This is a genomic window from Nocardiopsis prasina DSM 43845, assembly GCF_000341265.1.
GTDB classification, from domain to species: domain Bacteria; phylum Actinomycetota; class Actinomycetes; order Streptosporangiales; family Streptosporangiaceae; genus Nocardiopsis; species Nocardiopsis prasina.
In genome coordinates this window covers 39,934-61,684 of record NZ_ANAE01000088.1, presented here as the reverse complement: position 1 = coordinate 61,684, position 21,751 = coordinate 39,934, and the positions used below count along the sequence as shown (strand labels likewise).

The 21,751-nt window shown below is 70.7% G+C and carries 26 protein-coding genes; 14 read left to right on the top strand and 12 right to left on the bottom strand.

Going from position 1 to position 21,751, the window contains the following annotated elements:
• Positions 1-37: 37 nt before the first annotated feature.
• A complete protein-coding gene (locus D452_RS0106230) occupies positions 38-655 on the bottom strand; it encodes a TetR/AcrR family transcriptional regulator (protein ID WP_017543285.1) in 618 nt (205 codons plus the stop codon).
• Between the two features lie 68 nt (positions 656-723).
• Here D452_RS0106230 and D452_RS0106225 point away from each other — a divergent pair, with 68 nt between their 5' ends.
• On the top strand, positions 724-1,413 hold the full coding sequence (locus tag D452_RS0106225; protein ID WP_017543284.1) for a GAP family protein: 690 nt from the start codon (positions 724-726) through the stop codon (positions 1,411-1,413).
• Between the two features lie 99 nt (positions 1,414-1,512).
• On the opposite strand, the gene D452_RS0106220 is transcribed toward D452_RS0106225, so the two are convergent.
• Together D452_RS0106220 and D452_RS0106215 are read right to left on the bottom strand one after the other, a co-directional pair.
• Complete coding sequence (locus D452_RS0106220) at positions 1,513-2,250, bottom strand: VOC family protein (RefSeq protein ID WP_026129017.1); 738 nt, start codon at positions 2,248-2,250, stop codon at positions 1,513-1,515.
• Between the two features lie 117 nt (positions 2,251-2,367).
• Positions 2,368-3,225, bottom strand: coding sequence for a LysR family transcriptional regulator (locus tag D452_RS0106215; protein ID WP_017543282.1), 858 nt, complete (start codon positions 3,223-3,225; stop codon positions 2,368-2,370).
• A gap of 68 nt (positions 3,226-3,293) precedes the next feature.
• Between D452_RS0106215 and D452_RS0106210 the strand changes: the two genes are divergently transcribed.
• Entirely contained in the window at positions 3,294-4,241 is a 948-nt protein-coding gene (locus D452_RS0106210; protein WP_017543281.1) for an EamA family transporter, read from the top strand.
• Here D452_RS0106210 and D452_RS0106205 read toward each other — a convergent pair.
• Complete coding sequence (locus D452_RS0106205; RefSeq protein ID WP_017543280.1) at positions 4,180-5,037, bottom strand: alpha/beta fold hydrolase; 858 nt, start codon at positions 5,035-5,037, stop codon at positions 4,180-4,182. The two genes, D452_RS0106210 and D452_RS0106205, sit on opposite strands and share 62 nt — an antisense overlap.
• A gap of 156 nt (positions 5,038-5,193) precedes the next feature.
• On the opposite strand from D452_RS0106205, the gene D452_RS0106200 reads away from it, so the two are divergent.
• Positions 5,194-7,089, top strand: coding sequence for an ABC transporter ATP-binding protein (locus tag D452_RS0106200; protein ID WP_051061253.1), 1,896 nt, complete (start codon positions 5,194-5,196; stop codon positions 7,087-7,089).
• A gap of 203 nt (positions 7,090-7,292) precedes the next feature.
• On the opposite strand, the gene D452_RS0106195 is transcribed toward D452_RS0106200, so the two are convergent.
• From D452_RS0106195 to D452_RS30235, 5 genes are all read right to left on the bottom strand, one after another.
• The gene (locus D452_RS0106195; protein WP_017543278.1) at positions 7,293-7,640 is read right to left on the bottom strand and encodes an MmcQ/YjbR family DNA-binding protein; all 348 of its coding nucleotides are present in this window, start codon (positions 7,638-7,640) and stop codon (positions 7,293-7,295) included.
• 24 nt (positions 7,641-7,664) lie between these two features.
• Positions 7,665-8,198 carry a sugar O-acetyltransferase gene (locus D452_RS0106190; protein WP_051061255.1) on the bottom strand — a complete coding sequence of 178 codons (534 nt, stop codon included), beginning with the start codon at positions 8,196-8,198 and terminating at the stop codon, positions 7,665-7,667.
• Between the two features lie 85 nt (positions 8,199-8,283).
• Positions 8,284-9,462, bottom strand: coding sequence for an acyltransferase family protein (locus tag D452_RS0106185; protein ID WP_017543276.1), 1,179 nt, complete (start codon positions 9,460-9,462; stop codon positions 8,284-8,286).
• 37 nt (positions 9,463-9,499) lie between these two features.
• A complete protein-coding gene (locus D452_RS0106180; protein ID WP_017543275.1) occupies positions 9,500-10,120 on the bottom strand; it encodes a TetR/AcrR family transcriptional regulator in 621 nt (206 codons plus the stop codon).
• 88 nt (positions 10,121-10,208) lie between these two features.
• A complete protein-coding gene (locus D452_RS30235; RefSeq protein ID WP_017543274.1) occupies positions 10,209-10,346 on the bottom strand; it encodes a VOC family protein in 138 nt (45 codons plus the stop codon).
• A gap of 111 nt (positions 10,347-10,457) precedes the next feature.
• On the opposite strand from D452_RS30235, the gene D452_RS0106170 reads away from it, so the two are divergent.
• The 5 genes from D452_RS0106170 (at position 10,458) to D452_RS27800 (ending at position 13,501) form a co-directional block, all read left to right on the top strand.
• The gene (locus tag D452_RS0106170) at positions 10,458-10,883 is read left to right on the top strand and encodes a fluoride efflux transporter FluC (protein ID WP_017543273.1); all 426 of its coding nucleotides are present in this window, start codon (positions 10,458-10,460) and stop codon (positions 10,881-10,883) included.
• On the top strand, positions 10,880-11,242 hold the full coding sequence (gene crcB / locus D452_RS0106165; RefSeq protein ID WP_017543272.1) for a fluoride efflux transporter CrcB: 363 nt from the start codon (positions 10,880-10,882) through the stop codon (positions 11,240-11,242). Before D452_RS0106170 ends, crcB begins: the two co-directional genes overlap by 4 nt.
• A gap of 27 nt (positions 11,243-11,269) precedes the next feature.
• On the top strand, positions 11,270-11,929 hold the full coding sequence (locus tag D452_RS0106160; protein WP_026129016.1) for a class I SAM-dependent methyltransferase: 660 nt from the start codon (positions 11,270-11,272) through the stop codon (positions 11,927-11,929).
• A gap of 106 nt (positions 11,930-12,035) precedes the next feature.
• On the top strand, positions 12,036-12,641 hold the full coding sequence (locus tag D452_RS0106155) for a class I SAM-dependent methyltransferase (RefSeq protein ID WP_017543270.1): 606 nt from the start codon (positions 12,036-12,038) through the stop codon (positions 12,639-12,641).
• A gap of 191 nt (positions 12,642-12,832) precedes the next feature.
• Complete coding sequence (locus tag D452_RS27800) at positions 12,833-13,501, top strand: SRPBCC domain-containing protein (RefSeq protein WP_017543269.1); 669 nt, start codon at positions 12,833-12,835, stop codon at positions 13,499-13,501.
• A 70-nt stretch (positions 13,502-13,571) separates the two neighbouring features.
• Here D452_RS27800 and D452_RS0106145 read toward each other — a convergent pair whose 3' ends face one another.
• The gene (locus tag D452_RS0106145; protein WP_017543268.1) at positions 13,572-14,114 is read right to left on the bottom strand and encodes an NUDIX hydrolase; all 543 of its coding nucleotides are present in this window, start codon (positions 14,112-14,114) and stop codon (positions 13,572-13,574) included.
• A 274-nt stretch (positions 14,115-14,388) separates the two neighbouring features.
• On the opposite strand from D452_RS0106145, the gene D452_RS31255 reads away from it, so the two are divergent.
• Together D452_RS31255 and D452_RS0106135 are read left to right on the top strand one after the other, a co-directional pair.
• On the top strand, positions 14,389-15,684 hold the full coding sequence (locus D452_RS31255; RefSeq protein WP_239646329.1) for a hypothetical protein: 1,296 nt from the start codon (positions 14,389-14,391) through the stop codon (positions 15,682-15,684).
• A 15-nt stretch (positions 15,685-15,699) separates the two neighbouring features.
• Positions 15,700-15,966, top strand: coding sequence for a hypothetical protein (locus D452_RS0106135; RefSeq protein WP_026129015.1), 267 nt, complete (start codon positions 15,700-15,702; stop codon positions 15,964-15,966).
• 87 nt (positions 15,967-16,053) lie between these two features.
• On the opposite strand, the gene D452_RS0106130 is transcribed toward D452_RS0106135, so the two are convergent.
• Complete coding sequence (locus tag D452_RS0106130) at positions 16,054-16,464, bottom strand: RidA family protein (RefSeq protein ID WP_017543266.1); 411 nt, start codon at positions 16,462-16,464, stop codon at positions 16,054-16,056.
• An 81-nt stretch (positions 16,465-16,545) separates the two neighbouring features.
• Between D452_RS0106130 and D452_RS0106125 the strand changes: the two genes are divergently transcribed.
• Positions 16,546-16,917, top strand: coding sequence for a winged helix-turn-helix transcriptional regulator (locus D452_RS0106125; RefSeq protein WP_017543265.1), 372 nt, complete (start codon positions 16,546-16,548; stop codon positions 16,915-16,917).
• Between the two features lie 247 nt (positions 16,918-17,164).
• Here the strand turns inward: D452_RS0106125 and D452_RS0106120 are convergent, their stop codons facing one another.
• Complete coding sequence (locus tag D452_RS0106120) at positions 17,165-17,827, bottom strand: helix-turn-helix domain-containing protein (RefSeq protein ID WP_017543264.1); 663 nt, start codon at positions 17,825-17,827, stop codon at positions 17,165-17,167.
• Between the two features lie 111 nt (positions 17,828-17,938).
• Here D452_RS0106120 and D452_RS0106115 point away from each other — a divergent pair, with 111 nt between their 5' ends.
• The 3 genes from D452_RS0106115 to D452_RS0106105 are packed head-to-tail and all read left to right on the top strand — an operon-like array spanning position 17,939 to position 21,749.
• The gene (locus D452_RS0106115; RefSeq protein ID WP_017543263.1) at positions 17,939-18,685 is read left to right on the top strand and encodes an aspartate/glutamate racemase family protein; all 747 of its coding nucleotides are present in this window, start codon (positions 17,939-17,941) and stop codon (positions 18,683-18,685) included.
• 24 nt (positions 18,686-18,709) lie between these two features.
• A complete protein-coding gene (locus D452_RS0106110) occupies positions 18,710-20,215 on the top strand; it encodes an NCS1 family transporter (RefSeq protein WP_017543262.1) in 1,506 nt (501 codons plus the stop codon).
• A gap of 37 nt (positions 20,216-20,252) precedes the next feature.
• On the top strand, positions 20,253-21,749 hold the full coding sequence (locus D452_RS0106105; RefSeq protein WP_017543261.1) for an NCS1 family nucleobase:cation symporter-1: 1,497 nt from the start codon (positions 20,253-20,255) through the stop codon (positions 21,747-21,749).
• Positions 21,750-21,751 lie beyond the last annotated feature (2 nt).

The window sequence follows — 21,751 nt, the reverse complement described above, 5'->3', positions numbered from 1 at the left end:
CTGGTCCGGGAGCCGGGCCGAGGCGATCGGGCCGGGGCTACGCCCGGGTGGACTCGACGTGCGCCAGGAAGGACCGCAGCCTCGCCCGCCCGGCCTCGGGGGGAACCTGTGCCGGGTTGACCATCATCTGGAGCGCGAGCCCGTCCACGAAGGTGTGCAGGAACGCGGCCCAGGTCTCCAACCAGGGGTCGGGGTGTTCGCTTTCGGGGTCCTCCAGGGGAGGCAGGCCACCGAGCCCGCCGACCAACCGACGGTAGAGGCCCCTCTGGCGGATCCAGCGCTCCTCCAGGCGGGGGTCGAGGTCGCCGAGGTGCCCGGCGGCCTCCCAGACACGGAACTCGGCGCTGCGAGTGGGGTCCAGGGGGAGCATGTGCTCGGCGAACCCGGCGGCGCGCTCGACCATGGAGTCCTCGGGGGCCATGCTGAGCGACTGCTCCCGCATCCGCCCGACCACGCGTTCCTCGGACAGGTCCATGGCGAAGACCAGCAGTTCCTCGCGGGTCTGGAAGTAGTGGCGCAGTGCCCCGGCGGAGAGCCCCGCCTCGGCGGCGACGGTGCGGATGGACACGGCCTGGGGGCCGGAGTGGGCGATCACCCTCCACAGGGCCTCGGCCAGCTCCCGGCGGCGTTCTTCGTGATCAACGATCTTGGGCACCCTCCTTTTTTAGCACATCTGTGTTATTTTATTTGGCACAGTCGAGTTGAAAAGATGCGGAGAGACGCATGCCTCCCCTGGACGTACTCCTGCCGGTCGCCGGACTGGCGCTCCTGGACACACTGAGCCCCACCACCCTCGGTGTCTCGCTCTTCGTGCTGCTGAGCGGCGCCAGCTCCGTCGCCCGCCCCCTCTTCGTCTACCTCGGCACGGTGGCACTCTTCTACTTCGTCCTCGGGTGCGCGCTCATGCTGGGGCTGGGAGTCGCACTGAGCGAACTGTCCCACCTCGCCGACAGCCCCGTCACGGGCTGGGTCATGGTGGTCCTGGGGGCGGGCCTGTTCGCCTACTCCTGGGTGATGCCCACCAAACGCCGCGCACCCCGCCGCCCGGCCTCGTTCCGGACCACCAGCATGGTCGGCCTGGGCCTGGCCACCGGACTGCTGGAGGCCGGGACCGCGCTGCCCTACCTCGGCGCGATCGGCGTCATGAGCACCGCCGAGTTGGCCCCGCACACCTGGGTCCCCATGCTCGCCGCCTACAACCTGGTGATGGTCCTGCCCCCGGTCCTGCTCTACCTGGGCCACCGCGTGTTCGGCGAGCGCCTGCGCCCCAGACTGGACCGCTGGCGGGAGAAGATCGACTCGGGCTCGCGCGAGGTGCTGTCCTGGGTCATCGGCATCGTGGGGCTCCTCCTGCTCATCAACGGTCTCCAGCAAGTGGGGATCATCGACCTCATCGACTCCCTGGACCTCTGAGGCGGGGGCCGGGGGATTCGACAGGGCTGTAGCCAGCCCCCCGAATCCTGTTGCGGTGTTCCTCGCGCCCGGTCCCGCGAGGGTCGACCGGTTCTGCCGTCAGCGCGGGGTGAGGACGCAGAACTCGTTCCCCTCGGGGTCGGCCAGCACGGTCCACGGCACGTCACCCTGCCCCAGGTCGACGTCGGTGGCGCCCAGGGCCCGCAGCCGCTCCGCCTCCGCCGCCTGGTCATCACCGGGATAGGGCCCCAGGTCGAGGTGGACCCGGTTCTTCACGGTCTTCACCTCGACGGAGCGGACGAACTCCAGGTACGGGCCGACCCTCTCCGAGGAGCGAAGGAGCGCGTGCTCGTCGGTCACCTCGTGCACGGTCCAGTCCGTCGCCTCGCCCCAGAAACGGGCCATGGCCCGCGGGTCGGCGCAGTCGAGCACCACCGCGGCCAGCGGGCCGGTGTCCCGGTAGAGGGCGCGGGGCTCCAGCACGCGGAACTCGTTGCCCTCGGGGTCGCACAGGGCGGCCCCGGGGGCGCCTTCCCGTCCCCGGTCGTCGGGGGTCGCGCCAAGGCCCTCCAGGCGCGCGACCAGCTCAGTCAGGTGGGCCTCGGAGGTGGTGGCGAGGTCCACGCGCACGCGGTTCCGTACCGTCTTGGGTTCGGGCACGCGAAGAACGTCGACGCAGAGCGCGATGGGGTCGGGGTAGGCGAAGCCCTCGGGTTCGAGGTTGGTGACGCCGGGTCCCTCGCTGGAGGTCTCCCAACCGAGTGCCCGTGCCCAGAAACCGCCGACCGCGGCGTCATCCTGGGCGTTCATCGCGATCTGAACAAGTCGAGTGGCCATGCGACCGATCCTAGGCCCACACGTCCCGGGCGGCCCACCCCTTTTTCCCTGGCGGTCCGGGCCGCCCAGCAGGAGGAGCGCCGCGACGTGAGCGCGCTCTGACCGCTCCCCCTGGGGTCAGCGGCCCTTCGCGTACAGCTCCGAGAGCAGAGCCACCGCCGCGTGCGTGGCAGGGTGCGGGTCGTGCCGCCGCCAGACCAGCCGCACGGGGATCAGCGGCGCGTCGCGCAGGGGCCGGAAGACGATCCCGTCGCGCCGGTACTGCGTCGCGGTGCTCTCGGGAGTGATGCCGACCGCACGCCCGGTGGCGATCTCGGCCAACCAGTCGTCGATGTCGCGGGTGGGTTCCATCTCCGGGCGGGCGTCCTCCGGCCACAGGTCCGCGGTGGTGGTCCCGGTGCGGCGGTCGAACAGCAGGACCCGGCCCGCCAGCTCGTCCAGACGCAGGGAACGGCGGCGCGCCCAGGGGTCGTCGGAGGCCATCGCGCAGTGCCGCCGCTCGTGCCCCACCACGGCGCTGTCGAAGCGTTTGCTGTCAAAGGGCGCCCGGACCACCGCCAGGTCGCACAGTCCCTCGGCCAGGCCCCCGGTGGGGGTGTTGGTGCGGATCAGGTGCAGGGCCACGTCCGGGTACAGGTGGGACCAGCGGCGCTGGAACTCGGCCGTGTGGCGACCCACCGCCGACCACGCGTGCCCCACCCTCAGCCGGGTGTGGCCGGTGGTGGCCTCGCTCACGAGGTTGTCGGCCTCGGCCAGCAGGTGACGGGCTCGGGCCAGCACCTGGACCCCCGCGGTGGTGGGCGTGACGTTGCGGCTGGTGCGGTGCAGCAGACGCACGTCGAGGATGCCCTCCAGCGCGGCGAGGGTCCGGGAGACCGCCGCCTGGGACACCCCGAGTTCGAGGGCGGCGTCGCTGAAGCTGCCGGTGTCCACGATGGCGACCAAGCAGCGCAGGTGGCGGAGTTCGAGATCCATGACTCCAGCGTATAGATGCACAGTCGTATGCATTTTGCGTATGTGAAACGCCGGTGGATGCTCGCGGTATGACGACTTCCACCGACACCGGACAGGGCGGGTCCACGGCCGGGGGCAACGGCCCCGAAGCGGGCGGGAGGCGATGGCGGGGCGTCGCCGTGATGCTGACCGGCGGCGCCTCCAACCAGGTCGGCGCGGCCACCGCCGCGCTGGCCTTCCCGGTGATCGGGCCGGTCGGTGTGGTCGCGATCCGCCAGTGGGTGGCGGGCACCGTGCTGATGGTGGTGGGACGGCCCCGGCTGCGCTCGTTCACCTGGCACCAGTGGTGGCCGGTGCTGGCGATGGCGGTGGTGTTCGGGTCCATGAACCTGACCCTGTACCTGGCCGTCGACCGCATCGGTCTGGGGCTCGCCGTCACCCTGGAGTTCCTCGGTCCCCTGGCGGTGGCCCTGGCCGCCTCGCGCCGCTGGACCGACCTGGCCTGCGCGCTGGTGGCGGGCGGCGCGGTCGCGGTCCTCATGCGCCCGCAACCGTCCACCGACTACCTCGGGATCTGCCTGGCCCTGGTCGCGGCGGCCTGTTGGGCGGCGTACATCCTGCTCAACAGGACGGTGGGGCGGCGGCTGCCCGGGATCGAGGGATCGGCCGCCGCCGCGGGGATCTCCGCGCTCGTGTTCGTCCCCGTAGGGATCGTCGTCCTGTACCTGAACCCGCCCACGCTCACCGCCGTGCTGTGCGCGGCGGTGGCGGGGGTCCTCTGCTCGATGGTCCCGTTCCTGGGCGACCTGTACGCGCTGCGGCGGGTCCCGGCCCGGTTCTTCGGCCTGTTCATGAGCGTGCACCCGGTGATGGCGGCCCTCGCGGGCTGGGCGGTGCTGGGACAGGCTCTGGACTGGGTGGAGGGCGCGGCGATCCTGGCGATCGTGGCCGCCAACGCGGTCAGCGCGGGAACGGTCACCCGGGGTGGGGAACCCGCCCCCGAAGGAACTCCAGAACGGATCCGGTCTGGCTCGTAAGGGCGTGGCCGACCCCCGGAAGCACCCGCACGTGCGCGTGTGGAACGCACGCGCGCACCCGCCGGGCGGTCTCCGAGGAGTCGAACATCCGGTCGCGGTCGCCCACGGTGACCTGGAGCGGGAGGTCCAGCGTGCGCAGAGCGTCGTCACTGAGGACCGGCAGGGCCTCGGTGCGCGGGCGGAACCGGGTGAAGACCGCCATGACCTCCTCCAGCACCGCCTCGTTTCCGGAGCGGTCGAGCCCCACCAGGTAGCGGACGGAGCGCTCCCGGGCGCGTGGCCCGAGGAGCATCAGGAGCCCCGCCGCGAGGATGCTCCACCGGCGTTGCGCGCCCAGGCCTCCGGGACATCCCAGGGCGAGGCGGGTGATTCGTCCGGGTCGGCGGACCGCGTAGTCCAGGGCCGTCCATCCCCCCAGGGACATACCGACCATCGCGGTCGTGTGCACGTCGAGCCCGGCCAGGACGTCGTCCAGCCACAGCGCGCTGGCCTCCGTGGCCAGGTCAGGGCGGGAGGGCGCGCTCAGCCCGGGTTCGCCGACCAGGTCCACCGAGTACACGCGGAAGTGCTCGGACCACGCGGGCAGGTCCGCGTACCAGTGGCTGCCGTTGGCCCCGGAACCGTGCAGCAGAACCAGTGGCGGAGCCTGTTCGGGACCGCAGGCGAACACGAAGGTCTCGCCCTCGCGGGTGGGGACGCGCAGCTGCCGGTTCGACACCGGGGCGTCGGCCAGGGCCTGGCTGTACCGCTGTCGGAGCCACTGCCCCTCGGCCTCGGTCCGGTAGATCACACTCATGACATCCTCCCTTTAGTTCCCTAAGCTACCCTAAACGCCCACATGTCAGGGAACAATAAGGAGTGTGAGAGAGATGCGTGTGCAAAGTTGACCTGAACTATTGTTGAGGTTCTACTGTTCAGGGGTAGCCAACGACACGGACCGGTGGATGACCCCATGAGTATGGAAATGGCCGCGTGGAACTCGATCTACCACGCGATGCACGCCCACGAGGATCAACGCCCCTTCTCCCTGCCGGTCCTGCGCAGGATCGCCGCCTTCGCCCGCCCGCACTCGCGCCCCCTAGCCTGGTTCCTCGCGCTCAGCGTCCTCGTGGCCGCTTTGGCGGTGGCGTCCCCGCTCCTGGCCGGTGAGGTCGTCAACGAGATCGTGGACGGATCGCCCCTCAGGCCGGTCCTCCTGCTGGCCGGACTCATCGCCCTGGTCGCGATCGCCGAGGCCGTCCTCGCCCTGATCGTGCGGTGGCTCTCCTCCCGGGTCGGCGAGGGGCTCATCCTGGACCTGCGCACCACCGTCTACGACCACGTCCAGCGCATGCCGGTCGCCTTCTTCACCCGCACCCGCACCGGCGCGCTGGTCAGCAGGCTCAACAACGACGTCATCGGCGCCCAACGCGCCTTCAGCGACGTCCTGTCCGGAGTGATCAGCAACTTCGTCACCCTCGTCCTCGCGCTGGTCGTCATGGTGACCCTGTCCTGGCAGATCACCCTGCTCTCGCTGGTGCTGCTGCCCGTCTTCGTCCTGCCGGCCCGCCGCATGGGCGCCCGCCTGGCCAGGATCGAACGCGAGCGCACCATCCACAACTCCGCCATGAGCACCCAGATGACCGAGCGCTTCTCCGCGCCCGGCGCCACCCTGGTCAAGCTCTTCGGCCGCCCCGGAGACGAGTCCGCCGAGTTCGCCCGCCGAGCCAGCCGGGTCCGCGACATCGGAGTGCGCACCGCCATGGTCCAGGAGGTCTTCTTCACCGCCCTGACACTGGTCTCCGCGCTCGCCCTTGCCCTGGTCTACGGCCTCGGCGGCTTCTACGCGCTGCGCGGCCAGCTCGACGCCGGAACGGTCGTGGCGATGGGCATGCTCCTCACCCGCCTGTACGCCCCGCTGACCGCCCTGGCCAGTGCCCGCGTGGAGATCATGAGCGCCCTGGTCAGCTTCAGCAGGGTGTTCGAGGTGCTCGACCTCGAACCCCTCGTGGACGAGAAGCCGGACGCGCGCCCGGTCCCCGCCGGGCCGGTCTCGCTGGAATTCGACGACGTCACCTTCGGCTACCCCACCGCCGACCGGGTCTCCCTGGCCTCCCTGGAGGAGGTCGCCACCCTGGACACCACCGACAACGGACCGGTCCTGCACGGAGTGTCCTTCCGGGTCGAACCCGGCCAGACGGTGGCCCTGGTCGGCTCCTCCGGGGCGGGCAAGTCCACCATCGCCCAGCTCACCCCGCGCCTGTACGACGTGGACGAGGGCTCAGTCCGTCTGGCCGGGACCGACGTCCGCGACCTCACGTTCGCGTCCGTGCGCGCCACCCTGGGCATGGTCACGCAGGACGGACACCTGTTCCACGAGTCCATCCGCGCCAACCTCACCCTGGGGTCCCCGGAGGCCACCGACGCCCAGGTCTGGGACGCCCTGCGCCGCGCCCGCCTGGACACCCTGGTCGGCAGCTTGCCCGACGGGCTGGACACGGTGGTCGGCGAACGCGGCTACCGCTTCTCCGGCGGGGAACGCCAGCGGCTCACGATCGCCCGCCTCCTGCTGACCGGGCCCGAGGTGGTCATCCTCGACGAGGCCACATCCGCCCTGGACTCCACGTCCGAGGCCGCGGTCCAGGCGGCCCTGGCCGAGGCCCTGGAGGGGCGGACCGCCCTGGTCATCGCCCACCGGCTGTCCACCATCCGCGCCGCCGACGCGATCCTGGTGGTCGAGGCCGGGAGGATCGCGGAACGCGGAACCCACACCGAGCTGCTGGCCCGGGGCGGGCGCTATGCCGAGCTGTACCGGACCCAGTTCTCCCACGGGGACACCGAACCGGCGTCGGCTGTCCAGGCCCCCTAGCGGTGTCGCAGACCCCGTTCCCCGGTGGCGCCACACCGGGGAACGGCCCCTCCGTGGCCGTGGCCCGCACACGAGGCCCCGGCTCCCCATGCCACCTGACCAGCGGGGTCACATGCCGGGAGAGACACACCCGTCAGCTCGTTTCCGACCGGGACGGGTGAGGGGCGGGGACACACCACGTGTCCCCGCCCCTCACCCCAGGGTCAGCCCCGCGTGTCCGGTCCGGGCCCGGTCAGGCGGCGCGGGGCGCGAAGACGCCAGGCCTCGTCCAGCAGCTCGGACAGCTCCGTGGTCTCCACCAGGCCCAGGCGCACCAGCACGCTGGCGTGCCCTTGGTAGTGGTCGGTGGTGAAGAACCGCTCCGGGTCGCCGTCCCTCAGCTCCTGACCGTGCTCGGCGCTGGCCAGCCACAGGACCAGGACGTCGGGCATGTCGTGCAGGCGGGCGAAGATCCTGCCCGAGGCGTAGAAGGCGGGCCTGCCATAGCAGGGGCGTTCGGTCACCTCCGGCAGTGCCAGCGCGATCCGCCGGACGTCGTCCTCGCCGCTCATGCGTGCTCCTCCCTCACGGGGGCGTCAGATCTCCTTGACGACCCGGGCCGGATTCCCGACCGCCACCACGTTGGCGGCCAGGTCCTTGGACACCACCGCCCCCGCGCCCACCACGGTGTTCTCACCGATGGTCACACCCGGGCAGACGATGACCCCGCCACCGAGCCACACGTTGTCGCCGATGGTGATGGGCTCGGCAGCCTCCCACTTGGCTCGGCGCAACTCGGGGTCGAGGGGGTGTGTGGGGGTGAGCAGCTGGACGCCCGGACCGATCAGCACGTCCGCGCCGATGGTGATGGGGGCGACGTCGAGCATGACCGCGTCGAAGTTGACGAACGAGCGAGGCCCGATGGTGATCCGGTACCCCAGGTCCACCCGCAGCGGCGGACGGACCTCGCTCCCCTCACCCAGCTCACCGACGAGGTCGGTCAGGGCCTTGTGCCTGCCCTCCACATCGTCGGCCGCAGTGCTGTTGAACGCTTCGGAGCGCAGCCGGGCCTGGGCCACGTCCGCGTCGATCTCGGGGTCGTCGGCGAGGTAGAGCTCGCCGGCCAGCATGCGTTCCTTCTGAGTGCCCACGGGGGTCCTTCCTTCGGGAGTCCTGGCTCGACCCTAACCCTGGGGTTCCGTCGCGCACCTCGATTCAGAGGATGCGTCGGGCCCCCGGGAAGGACCGCACGGCGGCGGCCACCACCCAGCACAACGGCACGGCCAAGGCGGCCATCCCGGCGAACTTGGCGAGGGCGCTGGCCTCCCACCCGCTCAGCGCCAGCCCGAGCGCGACCAGCACGAGGGCGTGCAGCACGTAGACCGCGAAGGCGTTGTCGGAGAGGAAGCCCAGGAAGCGGTTGCTCCGGTTGCACAGCCTCCGGAAGAGCACCAGCAGCGTCACCACCACGCCCATGGAGAAGAGGGTCTCCGCCAGGAGCTGGACCAGCACCTGCCACCCACCCGGGGTCAGGGAGTCCACACCCAGGACCGCGACGGCCGCCCCCAGGGCGACCAGACCCGCGACCGCCATGGCCGGTCCGCCCCACCCTGCCGAGTTCGGGAGTCGCATCAGCCAGTTGCGCCGGTACGCGAACACACCCACGGTGAACAGGGCCGCGTACTGGGGCAGGTAGCCGGGGCTGGGCAGCCCCACCACCGGCCAGTACGGCGCGGGGAAGGCGAACCGCCACACGAAGGTGACCACCGCCAGCCCCGCCGCGAACAGCACGACCGGGACGAACCAGTGCAGCGGCTCGGAGTCAGCGGGCCGGGACGCATCCCGAGCCGCACCGGCCTCCAGGACGGGGGCGCGGCGCTCACGCAGACCCCGGACCACCACGTAGACCAGGCTCATCACCAACAGGACCTCCACGAACCACAAGGGTCCAGGGTCGATCCCGAACACGTAGAGCATCCAGTACGACAGCTCGGGGTCGGCGGCCAGCATGTCCGCGTGCGCGGGCGCCATGGCCAGGGGGCGCAGCAACAGCAGGAACAGCAGCAGGGGCGCGCCCAGGCGGACCAGGCGTTCACGGACGAAGGAGCGCCGCCCCCGGCGGTCCGCCGCCCCCGGGACGAAGTACCCGGCCAGCAGGAAGAACAGGCCCATGAAGAAGGTCTGGTTGAGGACCACGAACAGGTCCAACAGGCCGCCGGTGGGGTCCTGGGCGGGTTCGGTGTAGAACCACAGCGGGATGTTGCCGTAGGTGATGGCCACGTGGTGCAGGACCACCAGCACCGTCAGGAACACGCGCAGGTTGTCGACGAAGAACAGGCGTGCCGTGGTGGCCGGGGGACGGGTCGTGGTGGTCGTGGATGGTCGCGGTGTCATGGTGCCCTCTGTCCGGGTTGGGTGAGCCCTGGGGCAGTCAGTCGGCTCGGGTGGCGCGGACCAGGAGTTCTCCCAGTTCGTCGGCGTGCGCGAGCAGGTCGTGGTCGGGGTGGACGCGCCAGTACTCGAACATCGCGTCGATGGACGACTGCTGGCTGACCGCCATCACGCGCACGTCGAAGTCGCGGAACTCGCCGCTGTCCTGCCCGTGGCGGTAGAACGCCTCGAGGCCCTGGTACAGCGGCTCGGCCTTGCGCCCCCCGAACCGGGGGCCGCCGTCGGCGTCGCGTGCGTGGATGAAGATCTGGGCGAGCGCGGCCATGCGGTCACGGTGTTCCAGTGCGTACTCGGCCACGCCGCGCACGTGGGCGCGCAGCATCGCCTCGGCGTCGGCCTGTGCCATGACCCGGGCGGCGACCGTCTCGGCGATCTCGGTGTAGACGCCCGTCACCACCTGGTCCATCAGCTCGTCCTTGCCGTCGAAGTGGTAGGAGATCACGCCCTTGCTGATCCCGGCGGTCCTAGCGATCCGAGCGAGGGAGGCGCTGGGGTAGCCCGCCTCGGCGATGGTCGCCACCGCCGCCTCGATGATCTGCGCCCTGCGGGCCTCCTCGATGAAGGACCGCTTCTGGCCGTCTGGATTATTTTCTGACTGCATGGCCAGAATCCTATACGCCGGGCCAGGAAACTATGGGGGATGGCCCTGAACGCCCCCTGAGCCCGGACCCTGAGGGCTCGCGGACACCTCAGTCGTCGACCAGGCAGAACTCGTTTTCCTCGGGGTCGGCCAACACCACCAGGCCGGGGAGACGAGCGAGCACGGAGGCGCCCAGGGAGAACAGTCGTTCGAGCTCGACACCGTCCCCCACCAGGTCCACGTGCATGCGGTTCTCCAGGCACGCGCGCACCGGGCCGCCACGGGATATCGGAGTCGCGCCGTTGTCGCCACCCGCACTGATCGGGCACGGCGGCTACGGCGGGTGCACAATGACCCCATGTCCACATCCGCACGGGGGTCGCTGCCGCTCCTGGTCGCCGCCGTGTCCGCCGGTGGGGCACTGGGCGCACTGACCCGGCACGCCCTGGACGCGCTCTGCCCGCCCGCGGCCTCCGGGGTCTCCTGGACGATCCTGGCGATCAACGTCACCGGCAGCCTGCTGATCGGCCTGCTCATGGAGCTGATCGTGCACCGCTGGCCCGGGAACCGCCTCGTCCGCCCCTTCTGGGGGGTGGGGTTCCTCGGCGGGTACACCACCTTCTCCGCCTACGCCACTGACGTGGTCACCGCCCTGGAGCGGGGCGCACCCCAGGTCGCGCTGACCTACCTCCTCCTCACGGTCGCGGGGGCGCTCACCGCGGCCTGGGCCGCCTCCTCGTTGGCCCACCGGTTCCTCACACACGGAGGAGGGCGCAACCCGTGAGCGAGCTGATGGTCGTTCTGGGCGCGGCCGTGGGAGCTCCTGTCCGCTTCCTCGTGGACCTGGAACTCAAACGCCGGCTCGGCGAGGACTTCCCCTGGGGAACCCTGGTGGTGAACGTGGTGGGCAGCCTGGTCCTCGGGGCGCTGCTGGCCCTCCCCCTGTCCCCCGAGGCGATGTCTCTGCTGGGCGTGGGGGTGTGCGGGGCGCTGACCACCTACTCCACGTTCGCGTACGAGACGGTCCAGCTCTGCCGAACCGGCTCCCGGGGGCGCGCCCTTGTGAACGTGCTGGCCCACCTGGGTCTGGGTGTGGGTGCGGCGTGGGCGGGGCTGACCGTGGCCGGGGCACTGCTGGGCTGAGCCGGTCGCCCCGCTACTGTGGCCGACATGCCCTCGCTGACACCCGTGACCACCTGGTTGGACCGCCTCAACCAGCGGCATCCGTGGAGCCACAACGACCGCCTCGCCCCCTGGGTGGTGCGCAGGGTGGCGGCCAGCGGGGCGCGCGACGTCCTGGACGTGGGATGCGGCACCGGCAACCTGGTGGCACGCCTGCACCGACGCGTCGGCGAGGTCTCGGGACTCGAACCCGATCCGGCCACCGCGGCGCTCGCCCGGGCCCGTTTCGCGGACGCCCCCGGAGTGACCGTCACCCAGGCGGGCTTCGCGGAGCGCGACCCCGACCGCCGCTGGGACGCCGTCACCATGGTGGCCGTCCTGCACCACCTGCCGCTGGAGGCGACCCTGCGCGAGCTACGCGCCACCCTGTCCCCCGGCGGACGGCTGGTGGTCGTGGGCTGCCACCGCGACGCGGGCTGGGCCGACCACCTCACCGCACTGGTCTCCGCCGTGCTCAACCCGCTGGTCGGCCTGATCTGGCACCCGGTCGCCGCCACCGAACCGCCCCCGCACATGAGAGCGCCCACCCTGGAGCCGCGGTGGACCCTGGGCCGGATCCGCGCCGCGGCAGCCGAGGAGCTGCCCGGTGCCCGTGTGCGCCGGCGTCTGTTCTGGCGGCACACCCTCGTGTACGACCACCCCTCCTGACCTTTTTGCCATTCCCGCAACAAGCATTGCCACATTGTTCGCGGTCGGGGCACCTTGGTGACGGAGCGGGCCAACAGGCCCCTGCGAACCACCAAGGAGCACGAGCATGGACGCACAGTTCTGGGACGACAGGTACGGCAGCCAGGAGCAGCTCTTCAGCGGCGACCCCAACGGCGTCCTCGTCACCGAACTCGCCGACCTCCCACCCGGTCAGGCACTCGACGTGGGCTGCGGCGAGGGCGGCGACGCCCTCTGGCTGGCGCACCGGGGCTGGCTGGTCACCGGGGTCGACATCTCCGGTGTCGCCCTCGACCGCGCCGCCGCCGCGAGCGGCGGCGTCTCAGGCCGGGTCTCCTGGAAACGGGGCGACCTGACCACCACGCCTCCCCCGGCGGGTGCCTTCGACCTGGTGACCGTCCACTACTTCCCGCTCCCACGGGAACCCGAGCACACCGCCCTGCGCACCCTGCTCGCGTCCGTGGCCCCCGGCGGCACCCTCCTGTTCGTCGGCCACGACATCACGCCGCTTCCCGAGCGGCTGGCGGACGGCCACGCCCCCGGCGACTACTACCAGCCCGCGGAGGTGGCCGAACTCCTGGGCACCGACTGGACCGTCACCGTCAACGAGACCCGTGCCCGGGTGACCCCGGCGCCCGAGGGGTCGCACCACACCCACGACACCGTCCTGCGTGCCCACCGCACCCACCCCTGAGCCGGGCTGGTGACACGTGCCGACCGGGGGTAGCGTGGGAGACGTCGCGGTCCCGCGCCCAACCTCCGGCCCCGGCGCCCTCGCCGTCAGCACCGCGGGGGCAAAGGGTGCCCCGGAGTCCTCGGGGTGCCGGTCTGACGTACAGCCCTTCCGGCGGGCACCGGGGGCGTGGGCTCCGCCGAGGAGGCGTCATGACCAGTCAGAAGTCCTTCGAGCGGAATGTCCGCGCCCGCATGTCCAGGACCGGCGAGAGCTATACGGCCGCCCGGGCGCACCTGATCTCCGATCCCGCCGACGGCGCCGCGTCGGGGACGGGTGCCGCCACCATCCGCGACCGTGTCTCCGACCCGAAGGTGACCGACGCCACCGGCCGTGACTACGACGCCTGGTTCGCCCTGCTGGACGCCTGGGGCGCCACCTCGCGCACCCACACCGAGATCGCCGCGTGGCTGGTCGAGGAGCAGGGCGTGCCCGACTGGTGGGCACAGACCGTCACCGTCGCCTACGAGCAGGAGCGCGGTCTACGCGTGCCCGGCCAGAAGAAGGACGGCTTCGCCTCCAGCGCCAGCAAGACCGTGAACGTTCCGGTCGAGCGGCTGTTCGACGCCTTCGCCGACCCCGACCTGCGCGCTCGCTGGCTGCCGGTCGAGGCGACCGAACGCACTGCGAAACCCGGCAGGCGCTTCACCGCCGACCTGCCCGAGGGCACCCGCATCGCCGTCACCTTCCAGGCCAAGGGCGATGCCAAGTCCTCGGCGGGGGTCGAGCACACCCGCGTCGCCACCGCCGAGCGCGCCGCCGAGTGGAAGGCCGACTGGCGTACCTGGCTGGCCGACCTCAAGAAGGTCCTGGAGGCCTAGAGCGAGATTTCTGGATCATCCCGCCCACCCGTCACCCGCCACCACCGGCGAAAGCACCCAGAAACACCCCCTATACCCACACGTAGTCGTCGTCGGTGACGGCGGGCAGCGCCGCGTCGGCGACGAGCGCGTGGGGATCGGGCAGGGCCGCCAGAGCGCCGCCGATCAGAGGGAAGATCGGCAGGTCAGCCGCGCCCCGGTAGTCCACCCACTCCACGACACCGATCTCGTGTCCGCCGTCGGGCTGCTCGTCGTACTCCTCAACCGCCAGCACCTCGCGCACCTCTGGTGTCACGTGCAGGCGGTGGATCAGGTGGATCTTTCGGGGCGCTGGCGTGGGGCCGGGTCGGCTGACGCGCTGGTCGACCACCCACAGCAGCTCCGGCGCGGTGGCCTGGTGGGGGCTCAGGTCCAGTTCCTCGGCCAGTTCGCGCCGGAGCGCGACCGTGAGGTCCTCGCCCGGCTCGACATTGCCACCCGGCGGTGTGTAGTGGACCGACCCGGGCCGGTCACGCCTGATCAGGGCCACCTCGTCACCGCAGAACACCAGCACTCCCACACGGATCTTGACTCGGGAGAACGGCACGGTCGCGGCGGTGGAAGAAGTCGTCATGGAGGCCAGTATCGCGTGGGGGCACCGGGTTCGACCGGGCCTTGAGGGAGTGCCGGGCATCGTCGTGTCCTCGCCTGGCGGCTGTCGGACACAAGGCGACCGGACCTCCCAAGGCCGGACCACTCAGCCTGGGACCCCCACCTGGAAGCACCTCTCAGCAGGAGGAACAGTTTCCCGGTGCTCGCGGTGGGTACATGGGGCGGACACGCTCTCATCAATCCCCACAACGGTGACTTAAGGGACTTCTGCACTGGAGTCCGCGTCTGAGCCGACCGTGCGCAACACACCCCCAAGAGGGCGCCGAGACCGCTGGGTGTGCCCAGCAACGCGGAAGGTTGTGGGAAAGGTGGATGAGAACACTCCAAGGACCGAGGGGAACACACGCGAGGACGCCTGGAACCCCTCGAAGGACCTCGCCTCGGAGGGCGTGGGCGCGGAAGCCGTTCCGGAGCCCCGTCGCGAGTCCGGCGGCCGCGTCGAGGGCAACGGTGAACCGGACGTCCTCCTTGAGGTCCCGAACCTGAAGGTCGACGAGATCGAACTCGAGGTCGACAACCTGGTGGCCTCCGTGTCGCTCCAGGCCGAGGTGCTGGACCTGCTCAAGCTGAAGGTGGGAGCGGACGTCGGACTCGGTCGCGTCCACTTGGACATCAAGGGCGTCGAGGCCGAGGCCCTGCTCAAGGTCAGACTCGACAACGTACGGGAGATCATCGGACGGGTCCTCAAGACCATCGACGAGAACCCGCAGGTGTTGGAACACGTGGCCCGGGGTGTGGAATCCAGCCTCGAAGAGGTGGGCAGCGGTGCCGGACAGGCCGTGGGAGCTCTGGGCGAGGGCGCCGGTGAAGCGGTCGAGGACGTCGGCTCTGGCGCTGGCAGTGCGGTGAAGGACGTCGGTTCAGGTGCCGGTGGCGCCGTGAGAGACGTCGGTTCGGGCGCTGGCGGAGCAGTGAAGGACGTCGGTTCGGGTGCCGGGAGCGCGGTGGAGGACGTCGGCTCGGACGCTGGCAGTGCGGTGGGAAACGTCGGTGAGGTCGCCGGAGAGGCTGCCAAGGGCGCCGGTTCGAGTGCTGGGAGCGCGGTCGACGACGTCGGCCAGGTTGCCAGAGAAGCGACAGAGGGCGTCGGAGAGACGACCGAGGGCGTGGCTTCAAGCGCTGGCAGCGCCGTCAAGGATGCCGCCCCGGGCGACGGAGACGCTCCGCAGCACGACGCATCCGACACCGAGGCTCCGGAGGGTGCCGCACCGGCAGACGAGGACGCTCCGCAGGACAACGCATCCGACCCAGAGACTCCGGAGGACGTCGACTCGGACATCGAGGACGAGGCGCCCGACGCCCCCTCGGGAGCCGAGGACGCGGACGACTCCGAGGCCCCGGCTGAGGATGAGGATGAAGGCTCGATCCCCGAGGACGCGGTGCAATCCGTGGAAGCCGCCGCGAAGAGGGCGGAGGACGCCGCGAAGAGCGCCGGGGAGGCCGCGAGGAGCGCCGCGAACGTGTTGCGCAGTGCGGCGAAGTGGGCCGGTAAAACGGTGAAGCGCACCGGCGGCGGGGCAGCCGACCAGTGAATCGGGGTGAGCACCATGGGAACCCGGAAGGAAACCGAGTACGACGTGGAGATCAGCGCGTCCGTGACCGCGGACGAACTGATCTTCCACGAGGCACCTGAGGTCGGATCCCAGCACCGGGGAAGCCCTGAGTCGGAGGGCACCTCCGGCAGCGACCGGTCGGGGCTTCCCAAGCCCGTCGAGACCGGGACCGTCTACGAGGACGTCCGCGTCGACTACCGGCTCGCGAGCCGGGTTCGGCCGACCGAGGACGAACCCGAAGACGACTCCGACGAGGAGTGACCGGGTGCCGCGCATCGGTTCACGGTGTGCGGCCCCGTTTCCGCTCAGGGCGGCGGACCCGCTCTTGCGGAGCGGGTCCGCCGGATTTCAGTCCAGGACCGCGTAGGCCTCCAGCTCGACGAGGACGTCGGGCTCCCAGAGGTAGTCCACGCCGATCAGCGAGACGGGCGGAAGCGGGGTCGGCAGGTTCAGCTCCTCGGTCACGTTCTCGATGCCCTTCATGAAGGCCTCGGCCTTGTTCGGCTTCCAGTCGACGGCGAAGAAGCGCAGGCGTACGACGTCGGAGAAGCTCGCTCCCGCACCGGCAAGGCCACGTGCGACGTGGCGCAGCACCACCTCGACCTGGCCGGTGAGGTCGCCGGGGGCCAGGTGGTTGGCCTCGCCGTCGCGGGCGATCTGGCCGGCGACGTGCACATGGCGGCTGCCGGTGCCGATCGAGACGTGGTGGTAGGGAACGGGCTGGAACAGGCCTTCGGGGCTGAGCAGCTGCACGGTCATGGGAGGTTCCTCCAGTTGGCGTTTTGCAGGTATCCCATGTCTACTAGGTGGCCAAAGGGAACCTCAACGAGACCAGGTATCATGCCGGAAACCACGCCCGCCCAGCCCGTCCCCCAGATCACCGCCGAGCACCGCGAACTGCTCGACCAGATGCTCGACAAGTGGTCGCTCCAGGTACTGGACAGCCTGTGCGAACAGCCCCTGCGCTTCAACGGACTGCGCCGGGCGATCCCCGTCATCACCCAGAAGTCCCTCACGGCGACCCTGCGCCGGCTGGAACGCAACGGAATGGTGGACCGGGTCATCGTGAGCACACGGCCACTCGCCGTGGAGTACCGCATCTCGACACTGGGCAGGACGCTCCAGGACCTGGTCGACGCGCTCCTGCGCTGGACCACCGAGACCATGCCGGACGTCGAGCGCGCCCGGGAGAGGTTCGACGAACTGCCCTGAGGCAGAGCGGGCGGTACATCATGCGCGGCGGACCCACGCGGTCGCGCCGGGTGGCAGAACCCCTCCGCGCGGTGACCACCACCCCGACACCGAGTGTCTCGCACAGCCGGACCGTGTGGCCGCGACGAACCGGGGGAAGAACGGCCGGGTGGCGGTCCAACCGGGGCCTGGGCCTCTCTCCTCAGCGTTCGGGCGGCTGCCGCCCCCTCAGGAGCCGGGCGCCCGTGGTTCTCCGGGCGCGCCGGGATCAGTCCAGGTTGAGCCAGATGGCCACGGCGTCCCGGTCGCCCTGGTTGGAGATGCGGTGCGGGGTGGTGGAGGGGTACGTGATCGAGTCGCCCGGCCGGAGTTCGTAGGTGTCGAACCCGACGTCCACGGTGAGCACGCCACTGACGACGTTGCCGATCTCGTGGCCCCGGTGGCGCACGTACTCCGCGTTCTGGCTGGAGTAGGAACCCGGCGGGTACACGGACTCGAAGTAGTTCATGCCAGGGACCGGGCCCGGGGTCAGGCGGCGGTAGCGCACCCCGTGGCCGAGCTCAAGGGTGGCAGCCTCCTCCCGCCGGGTCACCGCGACGCGGCCCACCGCGGCGTCGCCGGGTTCCCAGCGCGGACCGGGCGCCTCCCCCATGGGGGTGGTGTAGGCGTCGGGCGCGGCCGGCGCGCTCACCTCGGGTCCGAACACCGCGGCCATGGGCACGTTCAGCTCGCCCATGATCTGGTACAGCCGGGTCACCGAGGGGCGCATCTTGCCGCGTTCGATCTGGGAGAGCGCGCTCGCGCTGATCTCCAGTCGTCCGGACAGCTCACGCAGGGACAGGCCGCGCGCGGTGCGTAGTTCGCGGATGCGTTCGCCGATCCTTCGTTCGTCGAACCGTGGGGGCGCGGGGTTCTCGGTGAAGTCAGCCATGGCGTGTTAAGTATAGATGGCGGTCTTGTGAAGTCATTGCTTTAAGAGGTATTGAAGTAATAGCTTCAAATGTGGGCGGGGTCACCCCCGCACGGCTCACGAAGGGACCGCATGCGCCTCCTGATCGTCAACGTCAACACCTCGACGGCCATCACCCGCGCCCTGGCCGAACAGGCCCGCGCCGTCGCCCGTCCCGGCACGGAGGTCGAGGCGCTCACCCCGCGCTTCGGCCCCGAGTCGGTGGAGGGCAACTTCGAGAGCCACCTGGCGGCCGTCGCCGTCATGGACCGCGTCATGACCTACGACCGCCCCTACGACGCCGTCATCCAGGCGGGCTTCGGCGACCACGGCAAGGAGGGCCTCCAGGAACTCTGCCCCGCACCGGTCATCGACATCACCGAGGCCGCCGCCCACACCGCCTGCCTGCTCGGCCACCGCTACTCCGTGGTCACCAGCCTGGACCGCACCGTGCCCATGATCCGCGACCGCCTGACCCTGGCCGGACTCCACACCCGCTGCGCCTCGGTACGGGCCAGCGGCCTGGGCGTGCTCGAACTGGAGAGCGACCCCGCCACCGCGGCGCGCGCCGTCGCCCACCAGGCCCGAGCCGCCGTCGAACAGGACGGCGCCGAGGTGATCATCCTCGGCTGCGGCGGCATGGCCGGAATGGAACTCACCCCCGAGGCCACCGCGGGCGCCCCCGTCGTGGACGGCCTGACCAGCGCCGTCGCCCTGGCCGAGTCCCTGGTGACCCTCGGCCTCACCACCAGCCGGGTGCGCAGCCTCGCCGCGCCCCGCCCCAAGACCGTCACCCACTGGCCGCTGAGCCCCGCGCTCGGAGGGCCCCACCACCCCTGACCCCTCCCGGAGGAACACAGGCTCATGGACGCCTCCACCCCCCGTCAGAGCACCCCCGCCCCGGCCAACAACCACCTGCTCGAAGAGTCGATCCTGCCCACCTGGCTCAACCAGCGCCCCATCTCGCTGCTGGGCTTCGTCTGGATGTGGGTGGCCCTGGCCATCGTCATCGTCACCTTCCAGTACGGCGCCAACGGAGTCGAGGGCGGGCTCTCGCTGCCCGTGGTCATGCTCGTCGTGCTCACCGCCACCATGGCGCTGGCCGTGGTCATGACCCTCACCGCCGACATCGGTACCGAGCACGGCCTGTCCTTCGCCGTGTTCCTACGCGCCCCCTTCGGCACCATCGGCACCCACATCCCCTCGCTCTCGCGCGGGGTGGTGGCCGCCTGCTGGTTCGGTATCCAGACCTACATCGGCGCCCTGGCCATCAACGGCCTCGTGGAGTACTGGACCGGGTTCTCCTCATGGCCGCTCTGGTACGCCCTGTTCCTGGCCGTGCAGATCGCCAACGTCGCCCTCGGCATCAAGGCCGTCGAACGGCTGGCCTCCTTCGCGGCCCCGTGCATCCTGGCCATCTCGATCTGGATGTACTACACGCTGGACGGCGTCGCCGACCTCGAGGGCACCAACATCTGGACCTTCGCCTCCGGCGGCGACCTGTCGCTGGTGGCGTTCTTCCTGATCAACATGGTGGTGTGGGCGCCGCTGGCCGTGGACATCCCGAGCATCACCCGTTTCGTGCGCACCGCCCCCGGAGAGCGCCGCTTCCTGCGCCGCAACCGGGCCGTCCTCACCGCCCACTTCGTTGCCCTGCCGATGATGCAGGCCTGGATCTCCTTCATCGGCGCGGTCTCCTTCATCGTCACCGGCGAGTGGAACCCCGTCGACGTCATCCAGGGCCAGAGCACCGGACTCGTCCTCGGCGTCCTGCTGCTGATGATCGTCCTGGCCCAGTGGTCCACCAACACCGCCGCCAACGTCGTGCCCGCCGCGCTCAACTTCGTCAACGCCGCCGCACCCCACCTGTCCTACCGCTCGGGGGTGGTGCTGGCCGGGGTGGTCGGCACCGCCGTCATGCCCTGGCTGCTGCTGGACAACCTGTTCACCTTCCTGAGCTACTACGGCGGGTTCATCGCGGCCATCGCCGGGATCATGATCTGCGACTACTACGTTCTGCGCCGACGTCGCCTGAACGTGCCCGCCCTGTACGACCCCCACGGCCAGTACCGGTACGCGCGCGGGGTCAACCCGGCCGCTCTCGTCGCCTGGTTCGGCGCCTCGGGCGTGTCCCTGTGGCAGCCCGACTACGCCTACGTCATCGGCTTCCCGGTCGCCTTCGCGCTCTACCTGGTACTCATGCGCGCCTGGATCCTGCGCCGCCACCCTCAGGCCGAGATCGACGACCCGAGCGACGCCTACCTGGCCACCAGTGTGGGCCGCAGCTGGGTCCACGACCCCGCCTCGGGCACCTTCGACCGCCTGACCGTGGACGAGCTCCCCCACGGAAGCCACCGCGCCGACATCTGACCCGCCCACCACTCCCACCCATCCCCTGAGGACCCCCATGAGCGACACCGAGCACCCGCCGTCCACCGAACCGGCGCTCGGCCCTGACGGCGCCGACCTGACCCTCCGGTCCCCCGACCCCTCGCTGCACAACGAGGACCTCGCCCCCGTGCCCCGGAGCAGACGCAGCTGGGGCGCGTTCGAGATCTTCAACGTCTGGACCAACGACATCCAGAGCCTGTTCGGCTACACCCTGGCCGCCACGCTCTTCATCTCCTACGGCCTCAACGGCTGGGCGGTGTTCGCCGGGATCATCCTGGCCGGGCTCATCGTCATGTTCCTGTGCGACCTCGTCGGCCGCCCGAGCGTGCGCTACGGCATCCCCTACGCCGTCATGGCGCGCGCCAGCATGGGCGTGCACGGCACCCAGTTCCCCACGCTCATCCGGGGCATCACCGCCATGTTCTGGTACGGGGCCCAGACCTACTTCGCCTCCACCGCGATGGCCCTGCTGATCACGGCCCTGTTCGGCCCGGGCCCCCAGGGCACCTTCCTGGGCCTGTCCGCCGTGGGGTGGATCTCCTACGTGATCGTGGCCGTGGTCCAGCTGGCGCTGTTCAGCCGGGGCATCAAGTCGATCGGCGTGTTCCTGAACTGGGCCGGACCGGCGGTGTACGCGGTCATGATCGCCATGATGATCGCGCTGTGGGCCATGGCCGGGGGCGACCTCCTCTCCGAGCTGGGCACCGTCTTCGCCGGTGAAGGCGACTATCCGGGCGGCACGGTCGCGGCGTTCTCGGCCGTGGTGGGCACGATGGTCGCCTACTTCGCCGCGGTGGTCGTCAACTACGGAGACTTCGCACGCTTCACCCGCTCGGAGCGCGCCATGCGCCGGGGCAACCTGTGGGGGCTGCCCGTCAGCCTGGCCCTGTTCTCCTTCCTCACCCTGGTCATCACCGCCGGAAGTTCGGTGCTGTACGGGGAGGCGCTCACCAACCCGGCCGACATCGTCGCGCGCGTGGACAACATCTGGCTGACCGTGGTGGCGGCCCTGACCTTCTTCGTCGCCACCGTGGGCATCAACCTGGTCGCCAACTTCATCCCGCCCGCCTACGGCCTGGCCAACCTGGCGCCCTCGGTCATCAGCGCGCGCACCGGTGGGCTCATCACGGCCTCGGTGGGCTTCGTGGTGGGCGCCCTGTGGGTCGCCTACATCGACAACATCGGCATCGCGTCGTTCGTCGACACCCTCGGAGCGGTCCTGGCCCCGCTGTACGGCATCATCGTCGCCGACCACTACCTGCTGCGGCGCCAGCGCGTGCATCTCCAGGCCCTGTACTCGGCGGCGCCCGGTGCGGAGTACTACTTCACGCGGGGTTGGAACCTGCGCGCGCTGTCCGCCTTCTGCCTGGCCTCCGTCTTCTCGGTGACGGCGGTGTGGCTGCCCGCCCTCCAGTCCTGGTCCGGGTTCGTGTGGATCTTCGGGGCGGTGCTGGGCGGCGCCCTGCACTACGTGATCGCCCGCGGTCGCAAGGCCGCCCCGGCGGCCTCCTGATC